Origin of the sequence: Chloroflexus sp. (assembly GCF_049970315.1) — a bacterium.
GTDB lineage: Bacteria > Chloroflexota > Chloroflexia > Chloroflexales > Chloroflexaceae > Chloroflexus.
This window is the reverse complement of record NZ_JBMFNE010000014.1, coordinates 59419-71482: the sequence shown is the minus strand read 5'-3', so window position 1 is coordinate 71482 and position 12064 is coordinate 59419. Positions and strand designations below refer to the sequence as shown.

Genomic DNA, 12064 nt, shown 5'->3' with positions numbered 1-12064 from the left:
CACGATGCCGGTATCTTATTTTTGGCGGGGCAACACTGCGAAGCGAGGTGAATGTATCGATAACACCTCGCTCTTCGTCACTTATCACTGTTCATCAACGTATTTGGGAGGTGTGTTCAGGTGAGCGACTCGATCGCAATTGAACTCCGCGATGTCGTCAAGCGATTTGGAGACGTGGTTGCGGTCGATCACGTGAATCTACAGATCCGTGACGGCGAGTTCTTTTCGTTGTTGGGACCAAGCGGATGTGGCAAAACATCAACCCTGCGCATGATTGCGGGCTTTGAACTGCCAACTTCCGGCAGCATTGTAATTCACGGGCGCGAGATGGGATTAACCCCACCTCATCTTCGCCCGGTGAACACCGTTTTTCAGTCATACGCTCTCTTTCCCCATCTAACCGTCGCCCAAAACATTGCCTTCGGTCTTGAGATGCGGAAGACACCCAAGGCTGAGATTGCAGTACGGGTCAAGGAAGCGCTCGAACTGGTGCGACTCAGCGGTCTTGAACATCGTCGGCCACGGCAACTCTCCGGCGGGCAACAGCAGCGGGTAGCGTTAGCCCGTGCGCTGGTCAACCATCCTGAAGTGCTCTTACTCGATGAGCCACTCGGTGCGCTCGACCAAAAACTGCGGAAAGAGATGCAGTATGAATTGAAAAGCCTCCAAGCCCGCGTTGGGATTACGTTCGTGTTCGTGACCCACGATCAGGAAGAGGCCTTGATCATGTCTGATCGGATTGCGGTCATGAATAAGGGGAAGATTTTACAAGTAGGAACACCAACTGAAATCTACGAACGGCCCAACTGCCGCTTTGTCGCCGATTTTATCGGTGAGACGAACTTTATCGATGGCGTAGTCATCGGGCGGGACGGTGCATATACCGTGCTCGAGACACCAGATGGATTACGGTTTCGCGGTGTAGCCATCAACCCCCTGAGTAACGGTACGACGGTAACCTACTCCATCAGGCCCGAAAAGATCCGACTCATGGCGCCTAACGGCGAATTACCACCTGATGGTTTAGCAGGAACGGTGTTGACGGTCAACTACATCGGGAGCGATACCCGCATCACTGTGCGTCTTAACGACCGACGCACCATTGACGTATGGGAGCAGAATACACGCTCCACCGTCGACCGTAATGAGTATTGGCAACCCGGGGAAGCAGCAGTGATCATCTGTCCGCCTGATAATGCACTAGTCCTCAGCGACTGAGGAGGGTCAATGGCAACACTGCACCAACAACAACAGCGCCGTGATCGTCTGCGGTTAGCATTGCTCCTCAGCCCCGGTTTTCTTTGGCTGTTGCTCTTTTTTGCCTTACCGTTGGTGATCATCGTTGTCTACAGCTTTATGACCAACGATGCACTGGGGCGAGTCGTTTACCAACCAACGCTCGACAACTACATTACCATCTTTACCCAGAGTTTGTACATCAACGCATATTGGCGTTCGATCTGGACGAGTGTGCTGACGACGGTGATCTGTCTCCTGATCGGCTATCCGCTTGCCGTCTTCATTGCCCGTAGCCCACAACAATGGCGCATGCCGCTGTTAATGCTGATCTTGATCCCGTTTTGGACGAACTTTTTGGTGCGCATTTACGCCTGGCAGATCATTCTATCGAACAACGGCATTATCAATAGTATACTCGAATTGATCGGGGTAGGCCGGCTGACTCTCCTCAATACGGAAGGGGCTACGTTGATCGGTCTGATTTATGGTGAGTTACCGTTTATGGTCCTGCCGCTGTATGCAGCAATAGATCGGTTCGACTTCACGTTAATGGAAGCAGCAGCCGATCTAGGCGCGAATAGGGTACAAGCGTTTCTCCGCGTGATGTTACCGATGACAATGCCGGGAGTCGTGGCTGGCTCAGTGTTGGTGTTCATTCCGACGCTGGGCCAGTTTGTCGTCTCCGAACTATTAGGAGGGGCGAAAGTCGACTATCTCGGCAACTTGATTCAACGCTTCTTCTTGCGCGCAAATCCGATCAACTGGCCACTCGGTTCAGCGCTGGCGGTACTGATGATGTTAGTCTTGCTGGTGCTGATCATGATGTACTTCCGCGTAACGACGGAGGAAGAGCGATGATCAAAACAGCGCCTGCTACGACAACGGCAACGCGGAGCCGCAAGGTCTTTGTTGCCGGGCAGTTGACGTGGAGCGGGTTGGGATTAACTCTCTTTTCGGTACTCGTGTACCTGTTTCTCTACGCACCGATCGCCATTCTCGTGCTCTTCTCGTTTACGCGCGACGAGTTTGGGGTACGTTGGACCGGGTTTACTCTCGATTGGTACATCCGCCTCTTCAATAACCCCCGTATGATGGGGGCGGCTTGGAATACGCTCGTGGTGGCGAGTGTCTCTACCCTTGTGTCAACGGTTATCGGCACGCTTCTGGCGATAGCAATGGAGCGCTATCGCTTTCGCGGGCGTAATGCGATGGAAGGACTGATCTATCTCCCAATCGTTGTACCTGAAATCGTGATGGCGGTAGCTCTGCTCGCCTTTTCGGCAATTGTGTTCGATGTGATCAAATGGCTGACCGGAGAGACGCTGCGCCGTAATCTTACGACCGTTACTATCGGTCATATTGCGTTCAGTATCTCGTTCGTGGTGGTCGTTGTACGCACCAGTCTGAAAAACTTCGACCGCCGTCTTGAAGAAGCGGCTGCCGATCTCGGTGCAAATAGCTGGAACATCTTCTGGCGGATCACCTTTCCACTGATCTTACCCGGTATTGCCGGTGGGGCATTACTCGCGTTTACGCTTTCACTCGATGATTTCATCATTTCACTGTTTTTGTCCGGTCCTGGTACCTCTTTACTACCGGTCGAAGTATATAACCGTGTGCGCCGGGCAGTTACCCCTGAAATAAACGCCATTTCAACGTTAATGCTTCTCTTGTCGATGACCCTGGTTGCGCTCTCGCAGCTACTACAGCGACGGCGCTGAGATAGGTTTACGATAGGAAGGGAGGAAAAGATGCAGATGCTCCGGGTATTTCTCGTAGCGCTGTTGCTGGCGCTAACAGCTTGTGGCGGTGGCAGTACCACAGATGGGCCGGGTAATGAGTACGGGGCGAGTGGTGGTGATACCACAACCACCACCGATGGCGTTGATCGCAGCAAGCTGGCAAAGGAACTCTACTTCTACAATTGGTCAGATTATATTGACCCCGCCATCCTCGATCAATTCGAGGCTGAGTACGGCGTGAAGGTGATCATCGACACCTACGATAGTAACGAAGACATGTTGGCAAAGATCCGTGCCGGTAATTCGGGCTACGATCTTGTCGTACCATCGGATTACGCCGTGCAGATCATGATCGCCGAAGGAATGGCACTGCCGATTGATAAGTCGCTCATCCCTAACATCATTCATCTTGATCCAAACTTGCTCGATCAGTATTTCGATAAGGGGAATGTCTATTCACTCCCGTACATGTACGGTCTGACCGGCATTGCATACAACACGAAGTTCTTCCCCAATGGAATTGATAGTTGGGCAGCCATCCTTGAACCAGATCAAGTTGCTGCATTTGCCGGTAAATTCAGCATGCTTGACGATGCGCGGGAGACACCGGGTGCAGTACTGCGTTACATTGGTCAATCACTCAATTCGACCGATCCGACAGCATTAGCGCGGGTGAAGGAGATTTTACTGGCTCAAAAGCAGTACTTAGCAGCATACAACAGCTCGGATGTCAACCGCAAACTCGCCAGTGAAGAATATGTCCTGGCGCATGCGTGGAGTGGCACAGCTATTCAAGCCCGCAATGGGTTGGGTGAAGAGTTTAGCGGTAATCCGAATATTGCCTTTATCGTACCGAAAGAGGGTGGCACTATTTGGATGGACAATTTTGTCATCTTGAAAGACTCGCCACATGCCTACACTGCGCACGTGTTCATCAACTACCTCCTGCGTCCGGAGATCTCGGCCCAGAATACCGAATACATCGGTTATCTATCGCCAAACAAGGATGCCCTCGAGTTGCTGTCGGAGGAGTTGCGCACGCTCTACGCCCAAGGTTTTGCGCCAAATGAAGAGATGTATAAGCGGCTAGAGTGGATCGTGCGTAACGAAGGGACGACGGTTTTTGACGATCTATGGACGGAGATTAAAGGTCAGTAAGAATACGACGATAATGATTCTGTCATAACGACGACGCAGTGCGTCGTCCTCGTTATTTTTCGCACTGTTCACGTTTATCTTAGTAGCAGTCAAATCTGCTACCGGTTTGTGGTATCCTATGCGTATCCACACACTGAGGGCGCGCAGAGGAGGAGAGCATGGAGATCCGCGATCGCCCCGACCACGATCCGGTTGCCGATATGCTGTTGGTCGATGCGTATATGCGTTGGGCCTTACTGGCGGCGGAAGAAGTGATCGGGCGCAACGGGTTAGCCGTGGTCTTGCGCCAAGCCGGTCTTAGCCATCTCATCGGTAACTATCCGCCCGAACATCTGAAGGCGACGAGTGGCCTCACCTTTTACCATTACGCCTCGCTCAACGCCGGTCTACTCAACTTCTTCGGCCGTTCGGCAAGGAGTATGGCACTACGGATTGGCCGACAGACCGCTCGATTGGCTATCGAGCAGCAGAGTGCGTTGTTTGGAACTGCGGCGTTAATCGCCTCGAAGGTCTTGCCATTCGCTACCCAGGTCAAACTCGGCTTATCGGCGATGCAAGCCGGTTTACGTCGGCTTAGTCAGGCAGTGAACCAAGACCGGCGCTTGGCGATTGAGGATCGTGGCGAGGCGTGGGCATACATCGACTACACATGTGCAATGTCAGCCGGTAAGCAGGCAGATGAACCGATTGGTTACATCCAGTGCGGAATCTTGCAAGAAGCATTACACTGGCAAACCGGGCATGAGTTAGTTTGCCGTTGAGCAGATGGCCTGTCGGTCAATGGGAGCACCGGCGTCAATCTGGCTGGTGGCGAAAATGCCGGCCTTGCCGGGGCGTTGAGGAAGAAGGAGGGCTGTATGGCCGATTTGACACCTGATCAGATCTACGATTTACTCAACCGGCCTGGCCCACTGTGGTTAGTGGGAGCAAATCTTAGCGGGGCAAACCTGAGTGCCGCAAACCTCAGCGGGGCGAATCTCAGCGAAGCCAAATTGAGTCGTGCGCGGCTGACCGACGCCAATCTCTATCGAGCCGATCTGAGTATTTGTGAGTTGGGTGAAGCAAATCTGAGCTGGGCCAATCTCCGTGAAGCGAAACTCAATTGGGCGCAATTGGTGCGGGCCGATTTGAGCGATGCCGATTTACGCAAAGCTGATCTGAGCTGGGCCAATCTTGAGTTTGCAACGCTGATCGGGGCAAACCTACGTGGCGCCAATCTGAGTGCGGCTGATTTCAGCGGTGCGAATCTGTATGGCGCAAATTTAAGCCTCTGTAACTTAAGTGGGGCCGATCTGCGTGATACGGTGATGATTGGCGCCAATCTGAGCGAAGCTCAACTACGTGAAGCGCAATTGGTTAATCTGAGTGGAGCGAACTTGAGTGGGGCGATCTTGCTTCGCGTCAGTTTAAACGGGGCAAACCTCAACGGCGCGAATTTGGCCGGGGCTAACTTGATGCACGCTAATCTACGTGAGGCGACGCTCGATGAGGTGAATTGCATTGGGGCAAATTTGAGTGAGGCAAACCTTAGTGAGGCAAGTTTGTGCAATGCCGATTTTAGTGATGCTAACCTGAGTGGGATTTATCTCAGTGAGGCACATTTACGCAACGCGAGCTTCACGCGCGCGAATTTGGCGCGGGCCAACTTGAGCGGTGCCAATTTACGCGGTGCGAATCTTTGTGGGGTGAATCTCCGTGAGGCGAGTTTGACCGATGCCGATTTGACCGATGCCGACTTAACCGACGCCGACTTAACCGATTGTGATCTGAGCGGTGCGAAGGGGTTACGGTAGAAGCGGCAGCGACGGGAGCAGATGTGGGTGTAGAAGGGGCGCAGTGCGTCGGCACCGGCCCCCTCACCGAAAATATATTCTGGTCGCTACCGTGCCATCAACATCTTTCGGTCATGCCAACCATTAATCTAATCCACATACGTTTGGCTATCGCCAACACCCACCAAACCGACCGCTTCGAGGATCTCACGCAAGAATCGCCCCGTGTGCGAAGACGGATGACGTGCAACCTCTTCTGGTGTACCAAGCGCCACTACCTCACCACCACCATCACCACCCTCTGGCCCCATATCGATCACATAGTCAGCCGTCTTAATCACATCAAGGTTATGCTCGATCACAACCACCGTATTGCCGGCATCAACCAAACGATGCAAAACTTGCAACAAATGTTGAATATCGGCAAAGTGCAAACCGGTCGTTGGCTCATCAAGAATGTAAATGGTTCGACCGGTGGCAACGCGGGCCAATTCCTTGGCTAACTTCACCCGTTGCGCCTCACCGCCAGAAAGGGTAGTGGCCGGCTGACCGAGTTTGATATAATCGAGACCAACATCGTGTAAGGTCTGCAAGATACGACGTACTCGTGGGACATTGGCAAAAAACTCGAGGGCAGTTTGCACATCCATCTCAAGCACGTCGGCAATCGTCTTACCTTTGTACTTAACCTGTAACGTCTCGCGATTATAGCGCTTTCCCTTACATTCAGCACACCGCACCCATACATCGGCGAGGAACTGCATGTCGATCTTAATTTCACCGTTCCCTTCACAAGCCTCGCACCGTCCACCACGCAAGTTAAAACTGAACCGTCCGGGACCGTAGCCACGTAGCTTCGCTTCGGGTGTTTCGGCAAACAGCTCACGGAGCAGATCGAACAGCTTCACGTAAGTAGCCGGATTGGAACGAGGTGTACGCCCGATGGGCTGCTGATCGATATTGATCACCTTATCGAGTCGTTCGAGACCGTGGAGCGCACGGAAGGGGCCAGGTTTAAGCTGGGCACGGTTGAGTCGATTAGCCAACGCCGGATACAGTGTCTCGGTGATCAGCGATGATTTACCCGAACCGGAAACACCGGTCACGGCGATAAAACAGCCGAGCGGAAAACTTACCGTCACATCGCGCAAATTATTGAGCGTAGCTCCTTCAATCGTCAACCAGCCGTTATCAGGACGGCGACGGGTCGTCGGCACCGGAATAGTAAGGCGTCCCGACAAATACTGACCGGTGAGCGATGTCGGATGTTGCGCCACCTGCTCTGGCGTACCGGCCGTCACGACTTGACCACCCTTCACACCGGCGCCGGGACCAAAGTCGATAATCCAATCGGCGGCCTGCATCGTCTCAAGGTCATGTTCAACGACGATCAAGGTATTGCCTAGATCGCGCAGACGCAGCAGTGAGTCGAGGAGTTTACGATTATCACGCTGGTGGAGACCAATGCTCGGCTCATCGAGGATGTACATAACGCCGACCAGCCCTGAGCCGATCTGCGAAGCAAGGCGGATGCGCTGTGCTTCACCGCCGGACAACGTTGGTGCAGCGCGGTCGAGGGTGAGATAGTGCAAGCCAACATTGTGCAAAAAGCCGAGTCGTTCACGGATCTCCTTCAACACATCATCAACGATGTGTCGTTGAGTCTCGCTGAGATAATTTGGCAACTCTCGCGCCCAATCAAGGGCCTGGGAAATATTCATGCGCGTCACATCACGGATCGAGCGACCGGCCACGCGCACAGCCAGACTTTCTGGACGCAGCCGAGCACCCTGACAATCAGGACACGGCTGCTCACTCATGTACTGAGCATAGTGCTCTTGCATCACATCCGAGCCGCTCTGCATATAACGCCGCCGGATCTCGCTGGCCAATCCTTCCCATGTGCGATAGTACTCACCACGCGAACCGCCCTCGTGTGCCCAGGTAAAGCGGATCCGTTCGTGACCACTACCGTAGATAATCACATCGCGTTGAGCTTGGCTGAGCGAGTCCCAAGGTGCATCGAGATCGATGTGGTAATGAGCGGCTATTGCCTGCAACGCCTTGTAGGCCCACGTGTCCTGTTTTTTACGCATCTCCCCCCAATACGTCACTGCACCATCGTGAATTGACAAGGCTCCATTGGGGACAAGCAGGGCCGGATCGACCTCAAGCCGGAAGCCAAGCCCGGTACAGGTCGGACACGCGCCTTGCGGCGAGTTAAACGAGAACATCTGAGGCGTCAGTTCGGGGAAAGAAATGCCACACGCGAGACAGGTATTGCTCTCACTCATCATCCATTCGCGTGGCTGATCGGGATCAGACGGTTGATCGGCGAGGCTGATCAGAACTTTGCCTTCACCAACCCGCAATGCCGTCTCAATACTATCGGTGAGACGCGTCGTGAACCCGGCGAGGTCACCGTTATCAGTGGTTGAGGGTATGGCTAAACGATCGACAACAATCTCGATGGAGTGTTTTACCTTCTTATTCAGCTTAATTTCTTCATCAAGAGAGCGAATTTCGCCATCAACACGTACACGGACAAAACCTTCGGCTTTAGCTTCGGCGAAAATATCTTTATACTCACCCTTACGCTGCGATACAACCGGTGCTAATACGACAAAGCGTGTCCCCGACGGCAAGGTCAAGATACGATCCACCATCTGCTGGGCCGATTGAGCCGCCACCGGCTGACCACAGCGGTGACAATACTGCTGACCGACACGGGCAAACAACAACCGCAGATAGTCGTAAATCTCGGTAACAGTACCAACCGTCGAACGAGGATTCTTGCTGGCGCTCTTCTGCTCAATAGCGATAGCAGGTGACAAACCCTCGATCAGATCGACCTGTGGCTTCTCCATTTGCCCAAGGAATTGGCGCGCATAGGCCGACAGGCTCTCAACGTAGCGCCGCTGACCTTCAGCATAGAGGGTATCAAACGCCAGCGAACTCTTGCCCGAACCGCTCACTCCGGTCAAGACCACCAACCGATCACGGGGTATCTCAAGATCGATCCCCTTGAGATTATGTTCCCGTGCACCTTTGATCACGATTGTCGACTTAGCCACGACCGTCTCCACGCTGATGCTGTAGAAGCGAAAGCGCCGCCCCACCGGCGACGCCGTTCATATTGCGAGCCGCACCGAGTGCGGCTCACTGTAACGATCTATTCTTAGTATACCACGTATACCACGTTCGGCCAGAACAAACAGACTACTCAACGTGAACCGGCGTATCGACAGTAACCACCACGGTATCGGGCTGCGGTATCGTAACAAAGCGCTGACGCAGGGTAGAGAGCAGAACTGTGAGCGCACCGGTCAGCAAGACCGCCCCAAACAGGTATGGCGCATTCGGCGCAATCAGGTCAAACAGGGTACCGGCCAGCAGCGGCCCTAGCACCATCGTGAGGCTATTAAACGACTGCACTCCACCGAGAATCGCGCCTTGCTCGGTAGCCGACACCGACTGCGAAATCAGGCTGGTCAGCGATGGAGTAAGCATACCACTACCCAGGGCCACGATCCCGATTGCCGGGAAGAGCATCCAACTCGCAGGCGCGAGACCGGTCGCAGCAAAGCCGAGGGCCATCAGAGTCAGACCGGCCAGAGCCAGGCGAGCCTCGCCGAAGCGTGCCACCAATTTGCGGATAAGAAAGCCCTGCACCAACACCGCAATCAACCCGATGAAGGCAAAAACGATCGCATTCTGCTGTGGGCTAAACCCAAAGCGCACGTCGCTGTAGACCGGAAAATTGCTTTGCAGGCCGGCAAAGGCAAGATTAAATAACACACTACCGAAGATAAAAGGTTGAACACGAGGATCGCGCGCGACAGCCGTTAGACGAGTAACCGGATTCAGATTGCGTGACACCGACCGCATCCGCTTCTCTGGTGGCAACGATTCGGGCAAGCGGAAGAAGCCAAACATAACGTTAGCAAAGCTGAGTGCAGCAGCGAACAGCGCCGGTGCCTGCAAGCTAATGTTCACAAGGAGGCCACCGATAGCCGGGCCAAGTATAAAACCGAGTCCAAAGGCAGCGCCGATCATCCCCAGTCCACGCGCACGCTCACTGGGAGGTGTAACATCGGCAATGTACGCCTGCGCTGTGCTGATGCTGGCGCCGGTGATACCGGCAGTAATACGGGCAAGGAACAGCAACCCGATAACCGTCTCGACACCGAGGAACGTCAGGTTTTCGGCGACGGCAAAAACGAGATAACTCAGACCGACCCCAAACAGACTCAGCAACAATATCGGTCGGCGTCCGAAACGATCGCTTAACGCACCAAGGATTGGCGCAAAGAGAAACTGCATCAACGCATACGAAGCAGTGAGCGCACCGACCACCAGAGCACGGTTATCGGCCAACCACGACCAACTTGAGCGTTCGACGATTTTGACATATTCAGGCAGCAACGGCAATACAATACCGACGCCGAGGAGGTCGATAAAAATTGTGAGAAAGATAAATAGGAGTGGTGAATGGCGTTTCATAGAAGAGAACCTTACTGTTGATTAGATTGCAACCAAAAAGGTTTGCTGTGCAAATTATATGGCCGTTCACAGATTTTGTCAATACTTTGCACGGAATTTGCACAGTGGCGACATATGGTAGCATGAATAGCAAAAGCAAGGTATCATGAAGCTGCTACGGCCGGCACCTGCCGAACACAGGAGCAGTATGACCTTTCATGGCTTCACAACCGAACGACTCATCGGTATACCGCCGGAATTTTTCACCGACGTCTTACCGGCGATCACTAAACCGAGCGAACTCAAAGTGACACTGCACCTGTTCTACCGGCTTAGTCGGCAGCGTAGCCGTCCCCGTCGGATCAGTTGGGACGATCTGTACCGTGACGAACCGCTCCGTCGTTCATTGCAGGCCCTCAGTTCGCTCCGTTCATTCGAGGAGCTGCTCGAGGAAGGTTTAGCCGCAGCAGTCCGGCGTGGCACCGTCCTGCATTTTGTCGAACCACTCGACGGGCGGGTACGCAACTGGTACCTGATCAATACCCCGACCAACCGACAATGGATCGAGCGCATGGGGACAAGTGGGATCGTTCCACCCTTCGAGGAACCGGCGGAACGGCCGGGCATCATCGAGTTGTACGAACAAAATATCGGACTAGTCACGCCGCTGCTGCTTGAAGAATTACGTACCGCCAGCGACCGTTACCCTGCGGAATGGCTTGAAGACGCCATCCGCGAAGCTGTGCGAGCGAATGTACGTTCGTGGCGTTATATTCAGCGCATGCTGGAGAGGTGGGCCGCCAATGGACGAGAAACTACGCCGTATCAGGCCGGACGACCTATCGATATTGAAAAATATACCGGCGGACAACTCGGACACCTCTTCCGCCGCGGAAGCGACGAAAGCGACCTCTGAGTCGGTGTGTCCGATTTGTCGGGGAGCAGGCTATTACACGCTCGATGTGCGATACGGAGATCCGAACTTCGGCGTATTAATCACTTGTCGCTGTAAGCAGGCAGAAAAAGAGCGTCGCCGTTATGAAGAACTGGAACGGCTCTCGAACCTCGCACCACTCCGTGATAAGATCTTTGCCAACTTTGACCGCACTGTCCCCGGCGTACAACGGGCCTTTGCCCGCGCTTTTGAATATGCGCAAAACCCTCAAGGTTGGCTGATCTTATTCGGCGGCTATGGCTGTGGGAAGACTCATCTGGCGGCAGCCATTGCCAACGAGGCACTCGAACGGCACATGCCGGTGTTATTCACCGTCGTGCCCGACTTACTCGATCATCTTCGGTCGACCTTCGGGCCGAATTCGGAGACGGCCTACGACGAACGCTTTGAACTCGTTCGGGACGTCGCTCTCTTGATCCTCGACGATCTCGGCACCGAAAACACCACGCCGTGGGCGCGCGAAAAACTTTACCAGATCATGAACCATCGGTATAATTATGCTCTACCGACGGTGATCACCAGTAATCGTGACCCGAAGGATATCGATCCGCGCATCCTTTCCCGGATGTTTGATGCTGCCATCTGCCGGGAACGCATCATTATTGAGGCGGGTGATTACCGCCGTTTAAGCCTTGAACAGCGGTACCATCCGCGTCGGCGACGGAACGACCAATCTCGGTCGCAACCGTAACACCACCTGGAACCAGTCGATGGCA

Annotated in this window: 10 protein-coding genes; 8 read left to right on the top strand and 2 right to left on the bottom strand. The window is 53.9% G+C overall.

Features of this window, described 5'->3' with window-relative positions:
* The first annotated feature begins 120 nt into the window (after positions 1–120).
* From ACP5OT_RS11100 to ACP5OT_RS11075, 6 genes are all read left to right on the top strand, one after another.
* Entirely contained in the window at positions 121–1218 is a 1098-nt protein-coding gene (locus tag ACP5OT_RS11100; protein WP_424675700.1) for an ABC transporter ATP-binding protein, read from the top strand.
* 9 nt (positions 1219–1227) lie between these two features.
* The gene (locus ACP5OT_RS11095; RefSeq protein ID WP_424675699.1) at positions 1228–2097 is read left to right on the top strand and encodes an ABC transporter permease; all 870 of its coding nucleotides are present in this window, start codon (positions 1228–1230) and stop codon (positions 2095–2097) included.
* Positions 2094–2960 (top strand): ABC transporter permease, encoded by an 867-nt coding sequence (locus ACP5OT_RS11090; RefSeq protein ID WP_424675698.1) that lies wholly within the window; start codon positions 2094–2096, stop codon positions 2958–2960. Before ACP5OT_RS11095 ends, ACP5OT_RS11090 begins: the two co-directional genes overlap by 4 nt.
* A gap of 36 nt (positions 2961–2996) precedes the next feature.
* Positions 2997–4139 carry a polyamine ABC transporter substrate-binding protein gene (locus tag ACP5OT_RS11085; RefSeq protein ID WP_428132140.1) on the top strand — a complete coding sequence of 381 codons (1143 nt, stop codon included), beginning with the start codon at positions 2997–2999 and terminating at the stop codon, positions 4137–4139.
* Positions 4140–4297: 158 nt separating this feature from the next.
* Entirely contained in the window at positions 4298–4900 is a 603-nt protein-coding gene (locus tag ACP5OT_RS11080) for a 4-vinyl reductase (protein WP_428112072.1), read from the top strand.
* Between the two features lie 96 nt (positions 4901–4996).
* Entirely contained in the window at positions 4997–5932 is a 936-nt protein-coding gene (locus ACP5OT_RS11075) for a pentapeptide repeat-containing protein (RefSeq protein ID WP_424675695.1), read from the top strand.
* A gap of 128 nt (positions 5933–6060) precedes the next feature.
* On the opposite strand, the gene uvrA is transcribed toward ACP5OT_RS11075, so the two are convergent.
* Both uvrA and ACP5OT_RS11065 read right to left on the bottom strand, forming a co-directional pair.
* Positions 6061–8985, bottom strand: coding sequence for an excinuclease ABC subunit UvrA (gene uvrA, locus ACP5OT_RS11070; RefSeq protein WP_428132137.1), 2925 nt, complete (start codon positions 8983–8985; stop codon positions 6061–6063).
* A 145-nt stretch (positions 8986–9130) separates the two neighbouring features.
* The gene (locus ACP5OT_RS11065) at positions 9131–10414 is read right to left on the bottom strand and encodes an MFS transporter (RefSeq protein ID WP_424675693.1); all 1284 of its coding nucleotides are present in this window, start codon (positions 10412–10414) and stop codon (positions 9131–9133) included.
* 187 nt (positions 10415–10601) lie between these two features.
* Between ACP5OT_RS11065 and ACP5OT_RS11060 the strand changes: the two genes are divergently transcribed.
* Both ACP5OT_RS11060 and ACP5OT_RS11055 read left to right on the top strand, forming a co-directional pair.
* The gene (locus ACP5OT_RS11060) at positions 10602–11309 is read left to right on the top strand and encodes a DnaD domain-containing protein (RefSeq protein WP_424675711.1); all 708 of its coding nucleotides are present in this window, start codon (positions 10602–10604) and stop codon (positions 11307–11309) included.
* A gap of 46 nt (positions 11310–11355) precedes the next feature.
* On the top strand, positions 11356–12039 hold the full coding sequence (locus ACP5OT_RS11055; protein WP_424675692.1) for an ATP-binding protein: 684 nt from the start codon (positions 11356–11358) through the stop codon (positions 12037–12039).
* The last annotated feature ends 25 nt before the right edge of the window (positions 12040–12064 follow it).